The sequence below is a fragment of the Lacimicrobium alkaliphilum genome, from assembly GCF_002591895.1.
Taxonomy (GTDB): domain Bacteria; phylum Pseudomonadota; class Gammaproteobacteria; order Enterobacterales; family Alteromonadaceae; genus Lacimicrobium; species Lacimicrobium alkaliphilum.
Window position 1 is genome coordinate 141,214 of sequence record NZ_NISX01000004.1, and the last position, 21,616, is coordinate 162,829.

A 21,616-nucleotide genomic window follows, 5' to 3' on the forward strand; every position below is an offset into this window, starting at 1 on the left:
AAATACAGGCCTATTTTATTAGAATGTCTGCCCGATGTTAAAGGAGAAGAAACGACTCTCATCGCCATCTTCCTCTTTAAGAATACGGGAAAAGCTAAAAATCATGGGCCCCATGGGTGAGAGCCACTGTACCGATAAACCGGCAGAAGCGCGGAAACGACCGATATCCGAGTAATCAGCAATCTTATTGCGCTCTGACTCGGCCAGGCTGTCATAGTTTTCTATTCTGAATTCAGTGTCCCACACATTCCCCACGTCGACAAACAAGCTGGTACGCACGGAATTATCCAGTTCTTCGTCGACAAACGGGGTCGGAACGATCAATTCCACACCACCAAGTACCATAGCATTGCCGCCAATAGCCCGCAGCCGGGTGGTATCGGTAATTGTGTCGGCATTCGGACCGAGCGGAATCTGACTGCCATCAGGGGCCGTTATCGTACTGGGCCGACGATAAATAGGCCGTGGACCAACGGTGTTGTTTTCAAAGCCGCGCAGTGAGTCACTACCGCCTGCTCTGAAGTTATCCCAGAAAGGAAGAATCTGATCATTACCATCGAGATCCCCATAGCCGTTGCCATAGCCCGCTTCTAATCTGGCCAGGAAGGACCAGCGCTGATCTCTGGACAAGGGGAAGTAGAACTTGGTATCGAAGCTCAGTTTAAAGTAATCTACATCAGAAAATGGTGCCGTCACTTTAGCCGTGGCCCGCTGCGACGAACCAGCCGTCGGAAATACACCGCGGTTCAGCGTACTGCGACTCCAGCCTGCACTGAGCTCATAGGTATTAAACTCAATGCCTGCGTCAGGATTGCTTGGGTCAGCAAACATGTCATAAAAACTTTTGATCTGCTCATAGGTTCGCAGTTGCGAGATCTCGTTGTACTTATACGAAACACCAAAATTAAGACGGTTATATTCATTTACCGGATAGCCGAAGTTTGCACCCAGTTGCCAGGACTTGTTCTTGTACTGCACCAGATTGGCGCTGCCAGCATCAAACTCTGAATAGAATAGTGTGCCACCCAGGCTGATACCATCAATGGTAAAATAGGGGTCCGTATAGGAAATGGTAGCACTTTGCTGATAGGAAACCGTATTCAGATTAAGCCCCAGCCGCTTACCTGTACCGAGGAAGTTGTCCTGCTGAATGCCGGCCTGCAGACTCAGTTTGGTGCGATCGCCATAACCAATGCCAGCGTTAAAGGAACCTGAGGGTTGCTCCTTAACATTGAAATTCACATCCACTTTGTCTTCTTCACCCGGTAGTCGTACGGTTTCAAAGTCGACTTCTTCCATATACGTCAAACGAGACATCCTGGCTTTTGAAGATTCCAGCGCTGTATTTGACAACCAGGCACCTTCCATTTGCCTGACTTCACGACGAAGCACTTCATCAGCAGTGACATCGTTACCATTGAAGTTAATCCGTCTGACATAAATGCGTTTGCCGGGATCAACCGACAGGGTCAGCTTAACGGTTTTTTCTTCGTCATTTATTTCAGGGATGGTGGTCACTTCAGGAAAGGCATAACCAAAGCGGCCAAGGTACTTGCTGATGAACTCTTCGGTATAGGTGACTTCGGCGAGATTATACATTTTCCCTTCAGAGAGGGGCAGAATGCGGCTTATATTCTCTTCCTGTCCGAGCAAATCACCAATCAGTTCCACCTCTGAAATCGTATATTGCTCACCTTCATCAACATTCAGCGTGATATAGATACCAGACTTGTCAGGCGTCATCGAAACCTGGGTAGAGTCCAGTGTATAACGCAGGTAACCACGGTCTTTATAATAACTCTCCAGCGTTTCCATATCACCGGTCAGTTTCTGCTTCTGATAACGGGTTTCTGAGAGAAAGTCCCACCAGGGGGTGTCAAAACGTAGCTCCACCTGTTCCAGCAATTCACCGTCACTGAAAACTTCGTTACCAACAATATTAATCTGTTTGATATCAGCGGCATCGCCTTCTTCAAACAGCAATTTCAGGTCAACCCGGTTACGGGGAAGCGGCGTAATGATGGCACTGACATCGGCGTTATACTTACCGATACTGTAGTAAAAGTCTTTCAGCCCATTCTCGATAGACGTCAGAACGGTCTTGTCCAACGGCTCACCTACACGAATATTGCTATCTTCCAGACTTTGCTGCAGTTGTTCATCCTTAATGTCTTCATTGCCTTCATAGTTGATCCGGCTGATAGTGGAGCGCTCGCGCACCTGAATGATTAACGTGCCATTGTCCCGCAGAACTTTAATGCTCTCAAAGTGCGTCGAGTCATATAGAGAACGGATCAGCTGAGAAATACGAAATGCGTTCAGCTTGTCGCCTACCTTAACAGGCAGGTAAGTCAGCGCTGCACCGAGAGCAACGCGCTGCAACCCCTCTACTTTTATGTCTTCCACTACAAATTCGCTGGCATTATCAGCCGATGCAAAGAAGGCCCCGGATAGCATCAACCCGGCTACAACTAACTGTTTCAACTTCATCAAAAATTCTTCATCCAAACTACTGGGTTTCTCGAAAAGCCCATATTGTTATTAGTCTACAAGCGAGCGATATCATTAAAAATTGCGACTGTCATTAACAGCAATAATAGTGCCCCACCTATACGAAACCCGATTTCCTGCACCCCTTCAGGAACAGGACGGCCCGTCAAAAGCTCAATAAAATAATAAAGTAAGTGGCCACCATCAAGTACCGGCAAAGGTAAAAGGTTAATAATACCGAGGTTGACGCTAATTAAAGCCAGAAAGCTTAAAAAGTACACCAATCCATAACCGGCGCTGACCCCCGCTCCCTGAGCAATAGAAATCGGTCCGCTTAAATTTTTAACCGACACATCTCCGCTTATCAGCTTGCCTATCATTTCGACACTGAGCACCATTAAGCGCCAGGTTTTATCGGCCCCTTCCACCAGTGCGCCTACTGGCCCAAACTGCCTGGTAATCCGATAGCTTTCCGGCCACGGCTCAGAACGCGGTACAATCCCAAGATACCCCTGGGATTCACCATTGACTTCACGACGTCCGGTCTGAACCTGTATATCCTTGTACTGACCTTGCCGCGACACCTGCAAGTTCAGATTTTCATCCGGACTTGCGCTGATAAAATCCACTATTTGTTCCCAATTCTGCACAGGAGTTCCATTTGCCTGCAGTATTTTATCTCCCACCTGCAATCCTCCCTGCTCAGCCGGAGAATCCTCGGCGATAAATGCCAGCTCAGTTGTTGCAGCCGGCCGATAGGGTTCCAGACCGAGACTGAGCAAAGCCGACTCCTTATCAGGGTCAAACTGCCAATCGCGAATATCCAGGCTGAGCGATTGTCCGCTCTGGTTGTGTTCACTGACCGTTATCTTCAGCGTCGAGCTTCCAATATGTGATACCAGTTCCAGATTAACCGCTTCCCAATCCGGCGTCTCCCTGTCACCCACCTGTAAAATTTGCATGCCGCTACGCACGCCGCCTTTTGCGGCAATACTCTCGGCAGGCACATTACCCACTACAGGTTTAACGGTTTCCACGCCCAGCATATACATACACATCAACGCAAAAACGGCAAAAATAAAGTTGACTATCGGCCCTGCCGCTACGATAGCAATCCGCCGCCCCACACTCTGGCGGTTAAAAGCTCGGGGTAAGTCTGCATCAGCAACCGGTTCAACCCGCTCATCCAGCATTTTGACATAACCGCCAAGAGGAACCGCCGCAATCACAAATTCAGTGCCGGTTTTATCCTTTCGGGACCAGAGCGGTTTACCGAAACCTATGGAAAAGCGCAACACTTTAACACCGCAGCGCCGCGCAACAAAGAAATGTCCCCATTCGTGAACAGCCACCAACACACCCAGGGCGAGAATAAAGAACAACAAACTCCACAAAAAACTTAGCATTTACAACCCCAGCGCCCGGTGTGACGTCTGACCAATCCATTCACTGGCCAGTATCCTGACTTCATTATCAAAGCCTATGATGTCATCAATACTATTAAGTTCACAGGGTCTGAGACGATCCAATACGCTACGATTTACCTCGGCAATACCGGTAAATGCCAGTTCACCGGTGAGAAATGCCTGCACTGCCACCTCATTTGCCGCATTCAGAGCCGTAGTCGCAGACTGGCCTGTTTTGCAACATTCTATGGCCAGAGCAAGATTCGGGTATTTGTTAAAATCCGGTTTATGGAAGGAAAAGTCCGCCAATTGCGCAAAATTCAGGGGTGCCACCCCGGATTCTATTCGCTCAGGGTATGCCAGCGCATGAGCTATCGGGGTACGCATATCCGGATTGCCCAGCTGCGCTAATACTGAACCATCATTGTATTGCACCATTGAGTGGATTACACTCTGCGGATGCAATACCACTTCAATTTGCTCTGCTGAAAGGCCAAATAACCAACAGGCTTCTATAAACTCCAGGCCCTTATTCATCATAGTGGCAGAGTCAACGGAGATTTTTTTTCCCATGCTCCAGTTGGGGTGAGCGCAGGCCTGAGCAGGTGTTACCTTGTTAAGTTTATTCTTGTCAGTATGCAAAAACGGGCCGCCCGAGCCGGTGAGCAGTATCTTTGTGATACCTGTGGACTGTGGTTCACCATAGACATAATCAGCGGGCAGGCACTGAAAAATAGCGTTATGTTCGCTGTCGATGGGTAGCAACTCTGCGCCCCCCTTGCTAACAGCATCCATAAATAATTGCCCGGACATCACCAGAGCTTCTTTGTTTGCCAACAATAATTTTTTACCGGCGCTGGCAGCCGCCATCGTCGGTAACAGCCCTGCAGCCCCGACAATGGCAGCCATCACAGTGTCAGTTTGCGGATGCGCACTGACCCAGGCTAATGCCTCCGGACCGGTGAGGATCTCACTGCTGATACGCCAATCTGATGCCAATTTTTTGGCCTGTGCGTAGTCATTCTTATCGGCTATTACCAGATAGTCAGGGTTAAACTCACGGGCCTGCTCCATCAATCGGTCCAGCCGCTTGTGTGCTGTAAGAGCGAACACCTGATATTTTTCGGGGTGTAGCCGGACCACATTCAGCGTACTTTCACCAATGGAGCCGGTAGAACCGAGCAGAGTAATTCGTTGCATCAGGTCATCCACAGCACATAGCATAAGGCGAAAATGGGGAACGCCGCTGTCAGGCTGTCAATGCGATCCAATATACCGCCGTGCCCCGGCAGCAATGTGCCACTGTCTTTGCAGCCAACACAACGTTTGAACATGCTCTCATTAAGATCGCCCAGTGCCGATACGGCGACTGTCAGACCGCCAATAAAAAGATGGCTCCAGATCATGCTGGCATTGACCTGATAATGCAGTGCAGCAAAGCCGATAATAGCAAACGACGCCGCAACGCCTCCGAGCAAGCCTTCCAGAGTCTTGCCCGGTGATACATTGGGTCTGAGTTTATGGCGTCCAAATTTAACCCCGATAAAAAATGCACCGATATCTGCCGCCCAAACGATGCCCAGCACATAAAAAATCAACGATGCACCATACAGGGTATCCACGTCGTAGAGTTGCGTGCGCAGGGTTACAATCGCCACCCAGGTTGGCACCAGAGTTAACATGCCGAATAGTCCGCGCATCGAGCGGCTGTTACGCCACACTGCCGTATACCTGGGATAAGCCAGTATCATCAGCAGTACCATTGTCCACCACAGCGCCGCGACCGCCAGAATAGCAAGATACACCGATGTCAGTTGCCCCTGCACCCAAATCTGCTGTACAGGAACCAGATAGGCCAGGAGAGTACAAATCGCCGCCACTAATACCGTATAGATGGCCTTGCCGGGACGGGTTTTGAGGCCCATCAGATTACCCCACTCCCAGGCACCGAGCACAACAATCAAACCAATGCAGAGTTCAAATCCCCGTAAGGGCAGAAACAAAATCGCGATCAGCGCCAGCGGAGCCAGCACCAGAGCTGTTATTACGCGTTGCTTTAACATTCAGGATGGTTCCCGTAGCCAGCAGAATTCCGGTTCATACTTCCACCTGCTCCGAAGTCATACCGAAGCGCCGCTGACGGGCTGCAAAATCCGATATTGCCTGGCTGAATTCGTGTTCATTAAAATCGGGCCACAGGGTGGGAGTAAAATACAACTCAGAATATGCCAGTTGCCAGAGTAAAAAGTTACTTACACGACTTTCACCACCAGTACGAATCAACAGATCCAATTCCGGCAGAGATGAGAGGCAGATATGGCTGTAAAAGGTACTTTCGTCGATGTCGCCGGCCTCTAATTGCCCCGCACGAACTTTCTCAGCACAGAGCCTGGCCGCCCTGACGATGTCCCAGCGACCACCATAATTGGCTGCAATATTGAGTACCAGTGACTTATTATCAGCGGTCAGCTTTTCAGCTGCACGGATTCGCTCTATCAGTTTGTCATCAAAGCGTTCGGTATCCCCGACCACTTTAAGCCTGACATCATTCTTATGCAGTTTCTTCACTTCACTTTTCAATACCAGATTGAAAAGCTCCATTAACACACCGACTTCTTCGGCCGGGCGATTCCAGTTTTCACTGCTAAAAGCGAACAGGGTCAGGGCTTCTATACCCTGCTTACGGGCAAAGCTAACGGCATTGCGCACAGATTCAACACCGGCCTTATGGCCGAAGGTTCTGATCTTGCCCCGTTGTTTTGCCCAGCGCCCGTTGCCATCCATAATAATGGCAACATGCTTTGGTATTGCAGAATTGGCTGTCATGAAAATCCCTTGAAACGAGCGTCGCTCAGATTTCCATCAGCTCTTTTTCCTTGTCTGCCAGTAACTGATCGATCTTACTAACAAACTCATCAGTCAGTTTCTGGATCCCTTCCTCAGCACTGTGTCCTTCGTCTTCGCCAATTTCTTTCTCTTTCACCAGTTCTTTAATATCACTATTCGCGTCGCGGCGAATATTGCGAATTGCCACCCTGCTTTGCTCTGCTTCAGCACGTACTACCTTGATAAAGTCCTTGCGACGTTCTTCTGTCAGCGCAGGCATGGGGATGCGAATCACCGTACCGGCACTCATGGGGTTCAAGCCGAGATCTGATTGCATGATGGCCTTTTCCACAGCCTGAGTGGCGCTTTTGTCAAACACCGTCAGCGCAAGCGTACGGGCATCTTCGGCCACAACATTAGCAACCTGATTTAACGGCGTATCAGCACCATAATAAGAGACCATAATGGAATCGAGCAAACTCGGGTGAGCCCGGCCAGTGCGAATCTTACCTAACTGACTCTTCAGCGCAGTAATACATTTTTCCATACGCTCTTGGGCGTCTTTTTTAATTTCATTAAGCATTGTTGTAATCCTGTTTTGCTTTTAAGCCAGATTTTTCTGGTGATCGATAAGCGTACCTTTTTCTTCACCCATTACCACATCTTTAAGGCAACCGGGCTTGTTCATATTGAACACTCTGATCGGCAGGTTATGATCCCGTGCCAGAGTAAAGGCGGCCAGATCCATCACCTTGAGTTCTTTTTCCAGTACTTCCTGATAACTCAGCTGCTGGTACATTACCGCATCCGGATTAGTAGCCGGATCGGAATCGAAAACGCCATCCACCTTGGTTGCCTTGAGCACGGCGTCAGCTTCTATTTCTATGCCCCGCAAACAGGCTGCTGAGTCGGTTGTAAAAAAGGGGTTGCCTGTGCCGGCAGCAAAAATCACCACCCGGCCAGATTTTAACAAACTGATGGCTTCGGCCCAGTTATAGGCATCACACACGCCGTTCAAGGGAATCGCAGACATCAGACGGGCATTCACAAAGGCCCGGTGCAGGGCGTCGCGCATTGCCAGACCGTTCATAACGGTAGCCAGCATACCCATATGGTCACCCACCACCCTGTTCATTCCGGCTTTGGCCAGACCCTCGCCACGGAATAAATTTCCGCCTCCGATAACCAGGCCAACCTGTACACCCAGTTCCACCAGCTCTTTAATTTCCTGAGCCATGCGATCCAGAACTTTCGGATCGATACCAAAACCTTCCTGACCCATCAGGGCCTCACCACTGAGTTTGAGCAATATGCGTCTGTAGGCGGATTTGGGATTAATACTCATTGATCAGTTGTTCCTGTATATAATGCGGTGAACCAATACCATTTTAAGCCTGACAGACTCAGCCCCCTTCGGCGCCAGTTCCTGTCCGGTTCGTCGCCGGTTAACATCGGGATAACCAGAGCAGACTTTGCCGAAGTGGTTTTCCCGACAACTTCGGCATACCGTCCGTCCCTGGACATCGCCGAAGAAAGGTTCCCGACAACTTCGGCATACCGTCCGTCCCTGGACATAAAAAAGCACCCCTTAAAGAGGTGCTCGTATTATACCCAAGAAACCTCAGAAAGCGAGTTTCAGAACCTCTGTGGTTCGAGGTCATCTGGGTGTCTTTGACATTGCCAGCAGACAAACGTCGCGGACCAATTATTTCTTGGCAGCGGCCATTTGTGCCTGCACTTCGGCAGCGAAATCTTCAGATTTCTTCTCAATCCCTTCACCAACTTCGAAACGAACGAAATTGATCACATCAGCGTTGCTTGCCTTAAGCAGTGCACCCACATTCTGAGAAGGGTCCTTGATGAAAGGCTGGCCGGTAAGGCTGATTTCACCAGTGAACTTGCTCATTCGACCGGCAACCATTTTCTCTGCAATCTCCGCAGGCTTGCCGCTCTGCATAGCGATATCGATCTGAATGGCTTTTTCTTTCTCTACCACATCAGCCGGAACCTGTTCAGGCTTAACGAACTGCGGGTTAGATGCGGCAACGTGCATGGCTACATCTTTAGCCAGCTCTGAATCACCGCCGTCCAGGATAGTCAATACACCAATTCGCCCACCGTGCACGTAGGCACCCAGGTTATCGCCTTCAATACTGACCACGCGACGAACGGTGATATTTTCACCGATCTTGGCAACCAGATTTTCGCGCGCTTCTGAAACCTTAATTCCGTCCAGATCCAGGTTATTCAGGGCATCAACATCATTAATTTTATTCGCCAGAGCCAATGCAACGATCTTGTCCCCGAACGCCAGGAAGCTGTCATCACGGGCAACGAAATCAGTTTCACAGTTCAGTTCAACCATCACCGCATTGTTTCCGTCGACTTTGGTCAGGATAACGCCTTCAGCGGCAATACGGCCTGCTTTTTTAGCAGCTTTGGCCTGACCGGATTTGCGCATATTCTCAATGGCCTGTTCAACATCACCATTGGTTTCTTCCAGCGCCTTTTTACAATCCAACATACCGGCACCGGTACGTTCACGAAGTTCTTTTACTAGGGCTGCAGTTACTGCCATTTCTCATTCCTCAGAAGATTTGTTCGTTGGACCACAAGGGGGCCTTGTGAGACACAGAGTCACAGCAGCGTAGTGTTCCGGGCCGCTGTGACAACTGTATGACGCTTATTCTGTTTCGACGAAATCGTCGCGCTCAGCCTGAGATTCCAGGTTCTGTTCACGACCTTCACCGATGGCGTCCGCAGCGGCGTTCAGATAAAGCTGAACAGCACGGATAGCATCATCATTACCAGGAATAACATAATCCACACCGTCAGGATCTGAGTTGGTGTCAACCACGGAAACAACTGGAATACCCAGATTTCTGGCTTCGGTAATGGCAATATGCTCATGTACCGCGTCAACCACAAACAAGCAATCAGGCAATCCGCCCATGTCTTTGATACCACCGAGACTGGATTCCAGCTTGTTCATTTCACGGGTCAGCATCAGCGCTTCTTTCTTGGTTACTTTTTCGAACGTACCGTCCTGAGACTTCTGTTCCAGATCTTTAAGACGCTTGATGGACTGACGAACCGTTTTCCAGTTGGTCAACATACCGCCCAACCAGCGCTTATTAACGTAGAACTGATCGCAACGAATTGCTGCATCTTTTACCGCATCGCTGGCAGCACGTTTGGTACCAACGAACAGAACTTTACCTTTTTTGGCTGATACGCCAGACAGGTAGTTCAACGCAGTGTTGAACAAAGGTACGGTCTTCTCAAGATTGATGATATGTACTTTATTACGGGCACCGAAAATGTAAGGTTTCATTTTCGGATTCCAGTAACGGGTCTGGTGACCGAAGTGCACGCCGGCTTGCAGCATGTCGCGCATAGATACGTTTGCCATAATTTTTCCTTATGGGGTTAGGCCTCCATATATCCCAGTTGTCGATCTGATCTACGTCAGACACCCCGAAAACTGTGTCGATATATGTGTGTGATTAAATAGTAACGTTTAAGCGAATTATGCCTGTTGATTGAACGAGGCTTAATTTGCGGGCGGCTTTATACCATAGACAGGCTATAAGATACAACTGATTGTTATGTGACAGTTGCATCTTATAGCCCCTGTGAACCTATACACAAGGCGGTTCAGAGGCTAGAATGCGCCCTGACTCTTGTAATGAATAAAGTGGAAAAACATTGACCGCCATTATCAAAACAAAAGATGAAATAGAAAAAATGCGCGTAGCTGGCAAGCTGGCATCAGAGGTATTGGAAATGATCGGCCCTTACGTGAAGAAGGGTGTGACCACCGATGAGCTTAACCAGCGATGCCATGATTATATTGTAAACGAGCAGGGAGCCATTCCGGCGCCACTTAATTATCATGGTTTTCCCAAGTCTATCTGTACCTCTGTCAACCATGTGATCTGCCATGGTATTCCCTCCGATAAAAAGCTTAAAGATGGGGATATCATCAATATTGACGTTACCGTGATCAAAGACGGCTATCACGGCGATACGTCGAAAATGTTTGTGGTAGGCCAGCCAAGTATTCTCGCTGAACGATTGATCAGAGTTACCCAGGAGTGCATGTACAAGGGTATCGAGCTCGTTCGCCCCGGAGTGCAGCTCGGTGATATCGGCTATGCCATCGCTCAGCATGCAGAGCAGCATCACTATTCAGTAGTGCGTGAGTATTGCGGGCACGGCATCGGTGCCGAATTCCATGAAGATCCTCAGGTCCTGCATTACGGTAAACCCGGAACCGGTGACGTTTTGCATGAAGGTATGTGTCTGACCATTGAACCGATGATTAATGCGGGAAAACGTCACTCTAAGTTGCTTAAAGATGAGTGGACGGTGGTCACCAAAGATCGCAGTCTCAGTGCCCAGTGGGAACATACCTTATTAGTTACCGCTAACGGATGTGAAATTCTGACCCTGCGCGGCGATGAGACTATCGATCGGATCATTAATCACTAAGGAGAGTCCCTTGTCGCTGCAGAGTCTGCTTAGCCAGATAAAACACATCAGTACGGCTGACAATATTGCTGCATTCAAGGCATGTATTGAGAACAGCCATCACTGGCTGGAGGACAATGCTTCTTTAACCGAAGTGGATAACCTGGTTCGGGGCCGTGCTACTTTCGTGGACGCTCTGCTGCGACACATCTGGCAATTACTGGACTTGCATACTTACCCCGATCTGGCGCTGGTCGCTGTCGGGGGCTATGGTCGGGGACAGTTGCAACCCTATTCGGATGTAGACTTACTGCTGCTCAATCATAAGCAACCCAGTGCAGAGACGAACGACAAACTTGGCCAATTCGTCACTCTGTTATGGGATATCGGGCTGGATGTGGGTCACTCTGTCCGAACATTATCAGAAACCATCAAACTGGCTAAAGACGATGTCAGTATCGCCACAAACCTGATTGAAGCACGCCTGCTCGCTGGCAGTAAAGAGACCTTCAACCGCTTACAGCAAAAAGTACAGGGTAAAGGCTTCTGGACCAGCAAAGACTTCTTTTTAGCCAAATACGACGAGCAACGGCAACGGCACGCCAAATTTAATGGCACAGCCTATAACCTAGAGCCTAATGTCAAAGAAAATCCGGGCTGTTTGCGGGATATTCAGACTATCGGTTGGGTGGCAAAAAAACACTTTAAGGTACTTAAAGGTAAGGAACTCGTAGAGCACAATTACTTTACCGCCAGGGAATTTGACGAGCTCATTGAGTGCCGTAATCACCTCTGGCGTATCCGTTTTGCCCTGCACCTGGAGGCCGGACGCAGCGAAAATCGGTTACTGTTTGATTTTCAGCCAGATGTTGCAAGACGCCTCGGTTATGGCGATGAAGGTAAGGTTTCCGTAGAAACGATGATGAAGGCCTTCTTTCGCACTGTCAGGCGGATTTCAGAGCTCAACGAGATGCTGTTGCAACATTTCCGCCAGGACATACTGGCTACCAAGGTACGCCGCTTTGAGCCGATTAATCAGGACTTTGCCCTCGCAGATGGATTACTTCAGGCCCGCCATGATGAGGTTTTTAATACCCCGGAAGAGCTGTTGAGCTTTCTGATTTTGCTGTCAGATACCCCTCAGGCACAGGGTCTTCACTCAGCAACACTGAGATTGCTGCGTAATGCCAGGCGCAACTTTCGCAGTCAATTTTTGTGTGAACGCCCCGGCTGTCGCGAACTTTTTATGCGTTTGCTCCAACATCCTAACTTTTTCTCATTTGCCTGGGATGTGGCCCACAAACACGGCATCATGCAGGCCTACCTGCCGGAGTGGAATCAAATTGTTGGTATGATGCAGTTTGATCTCTTTCATGCCTATACGGTGGATGAACACACCCACCGGCTAATCAAAAATATCTATCACTACAGCCAGAGTGAGGGGGCAAAAGACTTTCCCCGTTGTCACCGAATTTTTCAGAATCTGGACAAGCCTGAATTACTGTATATTGCGGCAATCTTTCACGATATCGGTAAAGGGCGTGGCGGAGACCACTCCAAGTTGGGCGCTGAAGATCTTGGAAAATTTTGTGAGTCCCACGGTGTAGGCAGGAAAGACAGAGAATTAGTAGTATGGCTGGTAGAGAATCATCTGCTGATGTCAGTCACTGCACAGCGCCGGGATATTTATGATCCAGAAGTGATCAACGAGTTTGCCGGTAAGATTCGTAATATAGACTACCTTGAGCATCTCTATGCCCTGACCCTGGCTGACATCCGGGCAACCAACGATAATCTCTGGAACGACTGGAAAGCCTCTCTTCTGAGAGAGCTTTACCTGATGACCAAAAAGGCACTTGAAAGCGGTCTGGAGTGCCAGGTCGACCTGAAAGCAAAAGTAGAAGAGCATCAGCAGGAAGCGCTTAACCTGTTAACCTCTATGGGTAAAGAATCCCAGCAGATTCAGCAATTCTGGGACCGGCTTGATTGGGACTATTTTGTCCGCTTTAAGCCAAGCCAGCTGGTCTGGCATGCCAGCGTCATCCTCGGTAATGAAACACTGGAACACAATCAGGTATTGGTAGAGGTCAGTGATGACACCTCTAAGGCAGGTACAGAGCTTATTCTGTATGGCCGCGACCGGGCCAGCCTGTTTGCACAGATTGCCTCTGTATTAGACAGTCGCAATTGCTCAATTCATGATGCGCAAATAATGAGTACACAGGATGGCTACGTATTCGACAGCTTTGTCATTCTTGAGGATGACGGCAGTCGCATCGCCTCATTATCTCGTCGTCAGAGCCTTAAAGATGCAGTATTAGCACAGCTTGAAAGACCAGGCAGTGCACACCAGAACAACCGTAAAATGCCAAGACGGATGAAGCAGCTCAATGTACCGGTAAAGATACGCTTCTTTACCAATCAGGCGAATATGACCCTGCTTGAGCTGGAGGCGCTGGACGCGCCAGGGTTACTGGCCACCATTTCTCAACAATTCGTAATCTGCGATCTATCACTGCATATGGCCAAGATTACCACCATAGGTGAACGGGCGGAGGATCTGTTTATTCTTACCAATAATCAGGACGAGGCCCTTACCAACGAACAGCAAGTCACATTGAAAAAGCAATTAATGTCTATTTTGAATCAACAAACACAGAGTGAAACATGTCAGAACTGAAATCCATCATAGAAAAGGCCTTCGAGCAGCGTAACGAATTGGATCCGCAGGATATGCAGGTGGCCGATGCGGTATCACAGGCAATTGCCATGCTGAACAGTGGCGATGCCCGGGTGGCCGAGAAAATAGCCGGTGAATGGGTGGTCCATCAGTGGTTGAAAAAGGCTGTACTGCTGTATTTTCGTCTGCACGACAACCAGTTAATTGAAGGTGCCGAGAGTCGCTTCTATGACAAGGTACCGCTGAAATATGCGGACTATACATCCCGTCAGTTCGCTGATGAAGGGGTCAGAGTGGTGCCTCCGGCGACGGTTCGTACCGGCTGTTATGTGGGTAAAAATGTCGTGTTGATGCCTTCCTATACCAATATCGGTGCCTACATCGATGAAGGTTCGATGGTAGATACCTGGGCTACGGTTGGATCCTGTGCGCAAATCGGTAAGAACGTGCACCTTTCTGGCGGTGTTGGTATCGGTGGCGTCCTGGAGCCGTTACAGGCCAACCCCACCATTATTGAAGATCACTGCTTTATTGGTGCCCGTTCAGAAATCGTCGAAGGGGTCATCGTTGAAGAAGGTGCAGTCATTTCCATGGGGGTATATATCAGCCAGAGCACCCGCATCTACGACAGGGAAACCGGTGAAATTCACTACGGCAGAGTACCTGCAGGTTCGGTGGTAGTGTCCGGGACTCTGCCCTCCAAAGACGGCAAGTGCAATCTTTACGCCGCCATTATTGTAAAGAAAGTCGACGCAAAAACCCGCGCAAAAGTCGGAATTAATGCGCTGCTAAGAAGTGCTGAATAAATTTAATCTATCTGGATTGAATAATAAACAAATGCCGGGCATTAGCCCGGCATTTTTATTTATAGCTTGCGCTGAATCAGTTTTACAACAGCTCTTTGGCTTCGCCTTTTCCACTCTCATCAAGGGCCGGTGCATCATCTTTTACTGTTTTTTTCAGCAACAGCTTGTCACGCAACAACTTATCCAGCTCGTTGGAAATTTCAGGTTTTTCTTTTAAGTAACGCACGCAATTGGCTTTACCCTGACCGATACGTTCACCCTTGTAGCTGTACCAGGCTCCGGCTTTTTCAACCAGTTTATTGGCTACGCCCAGGTCGATCAGCTCGGCTTCCTTGCTGATACCGTGACCGTAAAGGATCTGGAATTCGGCCTGTTTAAAGGGCGGTGCCACTTTGTTTTTCACCACTTTAACCCGGGTTTCATTGCCCACCACCTCGTCACCTTCTTTGATGGCGCCGATGCGGCGGATATCCAGCCGCACAGAGGCATAGAATTTCAGCGCGTTACCGCCTGTGGTGGTCTCAGGGTTACCAAACATAACACCGATCTTCATACGGATCTGATTGATAAAGATACACAGGGTATTGGAACGCTTGATATTGGCGGTGAGTTTACGCAGTGCCTGAGACATCAAACGAGCCTGCAAACCTACGTGAGAGTCACCCATTTCCCCTTCGATCTCGGCTTTAGGGGTCAGTGCTGCCACCGAGTCTACGACGACCATATCTACGGCACCCGAGCGCACCAGCATGTCACAGATTTCCAGCGCCTGTTCACCCGTATCAGGTTGTGATACCAACAGTTCATCCACATTGACGCCGATTTTGGCGGCATACAGCGGATCCAATGCGTGTTCTGCATCCACAAAGGCGCAGGTTTTGCCCATACGCTGTGCTTCAGCGATAGCCTGCAACGTCAGAGTTGTTTTACCGGAGGACTCCGGCCCATAGATTTCCACTACCCGGCCAAAAGGCAGGCCGCCGATACCAAGGGCTACATCTACGCCCAGAGAGCCGGTGGAAACGGCATCAATATCCAGTGCCTGATTATCACCCAGGCGCATGATGGCACCTTTACCAAATTGTTTTTCTATTTGCCCTAAGGCTGCGGAGAGGGCTTTTTCTTTGTTGCTGTCCATTGTCTTGCTCCTGAATTGGCCCCGGTGAAGGCTGGGGAAACCGTAATGATGGATTAACCGAATTATACTGTATGGTTATACAGTTACAAGCGCTATCCGTAAAGTTTTTTATGACCGCCTTTGATGACGGTCATGAATGCCTTATGCAGACTGATTATTTTAGCAATTCCAGCGCCTGCTGAAGCGCAAATTCGATACTTTGGCTACGGATTTCAAGCCGGTCTCCCACAAAGCGCTGATGCATACTCGTAACCTTATCCTTTGTGGAAAAACCAAACCAGACTGTGCCTACCGGTTTTTCCGGGCTGCCACCATCGGGGCCGGCAATACCACTTACGGCAATGGCCAAATCCGCCCCGGCGGCCTTCAGCGCACCAGTGGCCATCTGTTCAGCGACTGTTGCCGACACCGCCCCTTCCACAATAAGCGTGCTTTTTTCAACACCGAGCAATTCCTGTTTGGCCTCATCGGAATAGGTAATAAACCCACGCTCGAACCAGGCAGAACTTCCAGACACGCTTGTGATCGCGTATCCTATTCCACCACCAGTGCAGGACTCTGCACAGGTCAGCCGCCAGCCTTTCTCTTTGAGTGCCTGGCCGAGGTCGCTGGCCAGTTGCAGGGTTGATTCATTCAATTTTTTCATTCCTTATAACGTTTATTATGCCTTCTGATAATTTTGTCACGCAAGCCGGACTCGTTAACGAGCAAACTATCTCGCAGCATACCCCCATGATGCAACAGTATTTACGCATCAAGGCCGAGCACCCGAATATTCTGCTGTTCTACCGAATGGGGGATTTTTATGAATTGTTTTACGATGACGCCAAACGGGCCGCCGAGCTGTTAGATATCTCGCTGACGGCCAGAGGCAAGTCCGGCGGCGATCCCATTCCCATGGCCGGTGTGCCTTATCACGCTGTAGAAGGTTATCTGGCACGGCTGGTAAAAATGGGCCAGTCGGTGGCCATTTGTGAGCAAATTGGCGATCCGGCCACCAGCAAAGGGCCCGTTGAGCGCAAAGTGGCCCGTATTGTCACACCGGGCACTGTCACCGATGAAGCGCTGCTGGAAGAAAAACGCGAAAACCTGCTGGCCGCTGTGTGTCAGAGTAAAAACGCTCAGGGCCTGCAGGTTTTTGGTTACGCCACCTTAGAGCTGGCCAGTGGCCGCTTCAGTTTGTGCGAACTGTCCGATGAACAAGCGCTGCAGGCGGAGCTGCAACGCACTCAGCCAGCCGAACTGCTCTACCCTGAGGACTTTACTGCGGCTAATCTGATTGAAAGCCAAAAGGGCCTGCGCAGAAGACCCGCCTGGGAGTTTGATCTGCAAACCGCCATCACCCAGCTAAATCAGCAATTTGGCACCAGAGAACTGGACGGTTTTGGTGTGACTGACGCTCAAGCCGGTTTGTGCGCCGCCGGCTGTGTATTGCAATATGTCAAAGACACCCAGCGTGCTGCCCTGCCCCATATTCGTGCCATCAGCCTTGAAACCAATAGCGACACTGTGCAGATGGATGCGGCCACCCGCCGTAATCTGGAACTGACCCGTAACCTTGGTGGCGGCACCGACAACACCTTATTTGCGGTACTGGATAAAACCAGCACCGCCATGGGCAGCCGTTTATTGCAGCGCTGGCTGCACCGGCCATTGACCGATACCGCCATTTTACAACAGCGTCAGGAAATGATTGGCAGTCTGCTCGATGCCGACCTGGATGAACTGCGCAGTTACTTAAAACAGGTGGGCGATATTGAGCGGGTACTGGGGCGTTTAGCCCTGCGCAGCGCCAGACCGCGGGATTTTGCTCGTCTTCGCCAGGCCTTTGCCCAATTACCTTTATTGCAGGATTTTATCCGGACACTGGATTGTCAGCCGCTGCATAAACTGGCCACAGCAATGCCGTCGGTGCCGCAACTGCAGGAACTACTGCAACAAGCCATCATCGATAACCCGCCAGTGCTGATCCGTGACGGCGGGGTGATTGCGCCGGGCTATAACACGGAGCTGGATGAACTTCGGGCCCTGTCAAAAGGGGCCACCGATTATCTGGCCGAGCTGGAAGCCAGGGAAAAGGCCCGCACCGAAATTCCGAGCCTGAAAGTGGGCTTTAACCGGGTACATGGCTATTACATTGAGATAAGCCGCGGTTATGCCGAACAGGTGCCGCCTGAATATGTACGCCGCCAGACCCTGAAAAACAATGAGCGTTACATTATTCCCGAGTTAAAGGAATACGAAGATAAGGTACTCACCAGTCAAAGCCGTGCCCTGGCGCTGGAAAAACGCCTTTACGAAGAGTTATTTGATCTGCTGCTGCCCCATTTGTCGCTGTTACAGCAAGCCGGCGCGGCGCTGGCCGAGCTCGACGTACTGGCGAATCTGGCCGAGCGGGCTGCCACCCTGGATTATCATCGCCCCGAATTCAGCTCAAACAGTGGCCTGAATTATGACCGTGGCCGCCACCCGGTGGTGGAACAGGTCATGAATGAGCCTTTTATCGCCAATCCGCTGGCCATGAGCTCTGAGCGGCGCATGCTGATTATTACCGGGCCGAATATGGGCGGTAAATCCACCTATATGCGCCAGAGTGCACTGATTGTGCTGATGGCCTGTATCGGCAGTTATGTGCCGGCGGAAAACGCCTGCATCGGGCCCATCGACAGGATCTTCACCCGTATTGGCGCCTCCGATGATCTGGCCTCCGGCCGCTCCACTTTTATGGTGGAGATGACCGAAACCGCCAATATTCTTAACAACGCCACCGCCAATAGTCTGGTGTTGATGGATGAGATTGGCCGCGGCACCAGTACCTATGATGGTTTATCGCTGGCCTGGGCCACCGCCTGTTATCTGGCCGAGCGCATCAGCGCCTTTACCCTGTTTGCCACCCATTATTTTGAGCTGACCCAGTTGGCATCACAGCTTGAAAAACTCACCAATGTGCATCTGGATGCGGTGGAATACGATGAAGGCATCAGCTTTATGCACGCGGTGCAGGAAGGGGCTGCCGATCGCAGTTATGGACTGCAGGTGGCGCAACTGGCCGGGGTACCCAAAGCGGTGATCCAGGCTGCCCGGGTCAAGCTGCAGGAGCTGGAACAGCTGAATAACCGCAAAGAGGTGGTGGCCTCAGAAGTGGCCGCACCGGCTCAGCTTAATTTTGCGCAGATGGAAGATCCGCTGGCTATCGCTGTGGATCAGCTTAACCCCGATGAACTCAGCCCCAGACAAGCCCTGGAGGCCTTATATAAACTTAAGGCTTTGCGCAAATAGATTATTAACCACAGAGGCACAGAGAACACAGAGGTATTAACGGTTTAACCCCCTAGACTTCTCTGTACCCTCTGCCTGCCCAGCCCCTTTGCTTAACTGTTTCCTGAGGAATATACGCACTAATCTCAACATCAAAGGTTGCTGGGTGTCTCTGTGGTGAAAATTTCTATTGGTGGGGTTGGGGCCGAAACTACCCAAAAAACAACCGCCAGAGCCAGCTGCGGTCGAGATCTTCTTTGCAGGTTTTAAGCTGGGTGGCATAGCGGTAAGAACGTTCTTTGACCGTACCGGCAACTTTCTTGAGCCAGGGTTTGCGGTTATAGCTTTTACGCTGATAGCCGCCCCAGCCTTCGTGATAATTCAGATACTGAGCATAGGCATCCCATTTTGAAACACCATTTATTTGATGGGATTTACTGATAAACCAGCCCATAAAGTCCATGGCATCATCAAAATTGGTACGCGAAGACCAGCTGTTGCCGGTCTCCCTGACATAATCTTTCCAGGTAATGGTCTTGGCCTGAGAATAGCCATAGGCAGAGCTGACCCTGCCCCATGGGATCAAACCAAATAGAATGTAGTCTCTGGGGGGCAGTGCATCGTGGCGAAAAGAACTTTCCTGGTACATCATCGCCATGGGTACATGAATGGGCACCCCCCATTTCTCATTCATATCGGAGGCGGCTTCATACCAGTCGCGCTTTTCAAAGAAGATCTCACAAAGATTACTGCTATCTTGCGGAGGGGCACTGGCGCAGCCAGTCAACACAAAAATGATCGCACAAAACCCGGGCAGAAATTTTTTTAACAACACGTTGAACTATTCCCCGTTAACCCACTCATAAGTACTGTGTGTTTGGTTATGTGTGTCCCTGATAACCTTTAATGCCTGGCAATTGCCAGGCATTTTTTTATGCACAGCTTTTTGCGTTGTAGGCAAAATACCCCTGTAAAAATTCATCAAAGTTCTGATTATCTGCGGCTTCATCTTCTGCCTGTTGTACCAGTGAGTCACCAGCCATTTGCTGCAGTTCTGCCTCAGAGTGAAAGCTGTATTGATGCTGGGCCAGTCGCTTTTTGTATTGTACAGCCATCTCCAGCGCGTACTCACCATTATCCTGCCCGGAGTTAATCAGGTGATCCAGCATCCGCGCTGAGGGTGTTAAATCAGGATTAAGCAGTTTTTCATGTTCGGCGCTGACCGCTTTGCTGTAAACATCTGTGTCATGCACCTTATCCAGAATTGCGGCTATAGGCATCAAATCCTCAAAAAGCTGCAGGCCCCAGTCCTGCATCGATACTTTCTCGCCATTACGGCTTAATTCCAGCCCCGGCTTACGTCCCTCTTTGACCACTGCGGTGAGATTGGCATCCGTCTCGGCAAAGGCTTGTGGTGACAAATCATCGCTGGGGCAAATGGCACAATAGATCATCAGTACATCAAGAAAATAAAACTGATTCAGGCAAATCCCCACTTCACAGAAGGGATTCACATCCAGCGCCCTGACTTCAATATAACTGACACCGCGGCTTGCCAGTGCGTCAGTGGGCTTTTCCAGTTTACGGGTGGGCTGTTTGGGACGAATGGGTGAATAGAGTTCGTTCTCTATCTGCAACACATTGGCATTGAGTTGCTGATACTCACCGTCTTTTTTACCCGCATAGCGGGCAAAATCTGTAGAAGGTGTCTGAATCGCCTTGCGTAACGAACTGATATATTTATCCAGTTGGTTGTAGCAAATATTGAGATCCGACTGAGCCTTGTTGGTATACCCCAGGTCACTCATACGCAACGAGGTCGCATAAGGCAGGTAATAGGTGCCATTACCCAGCTTTTTCATATCCGTGGTGGCATTGGCGTTTTTAAGAAAAGAGCCGCAAAGGGCCGGAGATGCGCCGTACAGATAAGGAATAAGCCAACAAAAACGGCGGTAGTTGCGGATAAGGGCAAAATACGCTTCAGACACCTTATCCTGAGTTGCTTCGCCTTCGCCGGATGCTACCGACCAGGCCTGCCAGAATGACTTCGGCAATGAAAAGTTAAAATGTACCCCGGCAATCGCCTGCATCATACTGCCATAGCGATTTTTCAGGCCAGTACGATAAAGGGACTTCATCTTTCCCACATTAGAGCTGCCAAAATCAGCAATGGGAATACTGTCTTCACAATCAATGTAACAGGGCATACTCAATGGCCATAGCCGCTCTTCACCGATATTCTCATACACAAACTTATGAATATCTCTGAGCTGTGCCAGGGCCTGTCGCGGATCCTCATGGGGTTGAGTGATAAACTCCATTAACGCTTCAGAGAAATCCGTTGTTATGTGTTCATGGCATAATGCCGAGCCCAGAGCCTGAGGGTGCGGCGTTTGCGCCAGGCTACCGTCGGCTTCAATTCTCAGAGCCTCACGTTCTATACCATGAAGAATACCTTTAAGGCTCTTCGCCACCTCTGGTTGAGCCAGAATGGCGAGGCGCTCAGAATACGACTTTGATGTTTGCTGCAAAATAGATC

General features: G+C 49.9%; 17 protein-coding genes. 4 read left to right on the forward strand and 13 right to left on the reverse strand.

Annotation, left to right across the window (positions count from 1 at the left end):
* Nucleotides 1-18: 18 nt before the first annotated feature.
* From bamA to rpsB, 9 genes are all read right to left on the reverse strand, one after another.
* A complete protein-coding gene (gene bamA / locus CDA54_RS05415; protein WP_099033984.1) occupies nucleotides 19-2,490 on the reverse strand; it encodes an outer membrane protein assembly factor BamA in 2,472 nt (823 codons plus the stop codon).
* A gap of 56 nt (nucleotides 2,491-2,546) precedes the next feature.
* Nucleotides 2,547-3,896, reverse strand: a complete 1,350-nt coding sequence (rseP, locus tag CDA54_RS05420) for a sigma E protease regulator RseP (RefSeq protein WP_099033985.1) — start codon at nucleotides 3,894-3,896, stop codon at nucleotides 2,547-2,549.
* Nucleotides 3,897-5,096 (reverse strand): 1-deoxy-D-xylulose-5-phosphate reductoisomerase, encoded by a 1,200-nt coding sequence (gene ispC, locus CDA54_RS05425; RefSeq protein WP_099033986.1) that lies wholly within the window; start codon nucleotides 5,094-5,096, stop codon nucleotides 3,897-3,899.
* Nucleotides 5,096-5,959, reverse strand: a complete 864-nt coding sequence (locus CDA54_RS05430) for a phosphatidate cytidylyltransferase (protein WP_099033987.1) — start codon at nucleotides 5,957-5,959, stop codon at nucleotides 5,096-5,098. Before CDA54_RS05430 ends, ispC begins: the two co-directional genes overlap by 1 nt.
* Nucleotides 5,960-5,993: 34 nt before the next feature.
* Nucleotides 5,994-6,722, reverse strand: coding sequence for a polyprenyl diphosphate synthase (uppS, locus tag CDA54_RS05435; RefSeq protein WP_099033988.1), 729 nt, complete (start codon nucleotides 6,720-6,722; stop codon nucleotides 5,994-5,996).
* A gap of 25 nt (nucleotides 6,723-6,747) precedes the next feature.
* Nucleotides 6,748-7,305, reverse strand: coding sequence for a ribosome recycling factor (gene frr / locus CDA54_RS05440; RefSeq protein ID WP_099033989.1), 558 nt, complete (start codon nucleotides 7,303-7,305; stop codon nucleotides 6,748-6,750).
* Nucleotides 7,306-7,326: 21 nt separating this feature from the next.
* Nucleotides 7,327-8,067 (reverse strand): UMP kinase, encoded by a 741-nt coding sequence (gene pyrH, locus CDA54_RS05445; RefSeq protein ID WP_099033990.1) that lies wholly within the window; start codon nucleotides 8,065-8,067, stop codon nucleotides 7,327-7,329.
* Between the two features lie 360 nt (nucleotides 8,068-8,427).
* Nucleotides 8,428-9,300, reverse strand: coding sequence for a translation elongation factor Ts (gene tsf / locus CDA54_RS05455; RefSeq protein WP_099033992.1), 873 nt, complete (start codon nucleotides 9,298-9,300; stop codon nucleotides 8,428-8,430).
* Nucleotides 9,301-9,405: 105 nt separating this feature from the next.
* Nucleotides 9,406-10,134: a 30S ribosomal protein S2 gene (gene rpsB, locus CDA54_RS05460; RefSeq protein WP_099033993.1), complete on the reverse strand. Its 729-nt coding sequence runs from the start codon at nucleotides 10,132-10,134 to the stop codon at nucleotides 9,406-9,408.
* Nucleotides 10,135-10,430: 296 nt separating this feature from the next.
* Between rpsB and map the strand changes: the two genes are divergently transcribed.
* From map to dapD, 3 genes are read left to right on the forward strand one after another with little or no spacing between them, the layout of a single operon-like run.
* On the forward strand, nucleotides 10,431-11,216 hold the full coding sequence (map, locus tag CDA54_RS05465) for a type I methionyl aminopeptidase (protein WP_099033994.1): 786 nt from the start codon (nucleotides 10,431-10,433) through the stop codon (nucleotides 11,214-11,216).
* 10 nt (nucleotides 11,217-11,226) lie between these two features.
* A complete protein-coding gene (gene glnD, locus CDA54_RS05470; RefSeq protein ID WP_099033995.1) occupies nucleotides 11,227-13,875 on the forward strand; it encodes a [protein-PII] uridylyltransferase in 2,649 nt (882 codons plus the stop codon).
* Entirely contained in the window at nucleotides 13,863-14,681 is an 819-nt protein-coding gene (gene dapD, locus CDA54_RS05475) for a 2,3,4,5-tetrahydropyridine-2,6-dicarboxylate N-succinyltransferase (protein ID WP_099033996.1), read from the forward strand. The genes glnD and dapD overlap by 13 nt, the downstream gene beginning before the upstream one ends.
* An 82-nt stretch (nucleotides 14,682-14,763) precedes the next feature.
* On the opposite strand, the gene recA is transcribed toward dapD, so the two are convergent.
* Complete coding sequence (gene recA / locus CDA54_RS05480) at nucleotides 14,764-15,819, reverse strand: recombinase RecA (RefSeq protein WP_099033997.1); 1,056 nt, start codon at nucleotides 15,817-15,819, stop codon at nucleotides 14,764-14,766.
* A gap of 154 nt (nucleotides 15,820-15,973) precedes the next feature.
* Nucleotides 15,974-16,456: a nicotinamide-nucleotide amidase gene (pncC, locus tag CDA54_RS05485; RefSeq protein ID WP_099034093.1), complete on the reverse strand. Its 483-nt coding sequence runs from the start codon at nucleotides 16,454-16,456 to the stop codon at nucleotides 15,974-15,976.
* Between the two features lie 26 nt (nucleotides 16,457-16,482).
* Here pncC and mutS point away from each other — a divergent pair, with 26 nt between their 5' ends.
* Nucleotides 16,483-19,098, forward strand: coding sequence for a DNA mismatch repair protein MutS (gene mutS, locus CDA54_RS05490; protein WP_099033998.1), 2,616 nt, complete (start codon nucleotides 16,483-16,485; stop codon nucleotides 19,096-19,098).
* Between the two features lie 190 nt (nucleotides 19,099-19,288).
* Here mutS and CDA54_RS05495 read toward each other — a convergent pair whose 3' ends face one another.
* Nucleotides 19,289-19,909: a transglycosylase SLT domain-containing protein gene (locus CDA54_RS05495; RefSeq protein WP_373286078.1), complete on the reverse strand. Its 621-nt coding sequence runs from the start codon at nucleotides 19,907-19,909 to the stop codon at nucleotides 19,289-19,291.
* A gap of 100 nt (nucleotides 19,910-20,009) precedes the next feature.
* Nucleotides 20,010-21,608, reverse strand: a complete 1,599-nt coding sequence (gene gshA, locus CDA54_RS05500; RefSeq protein WP_099034000.1) for a glutamate--cysteine ligase — start codon at nucleotides 21,606-21,608, stop codon at nucleotides 20,010-20,012.
* Nucleotides 21,609-21,616: the final 8 nt, after the last annotated feature.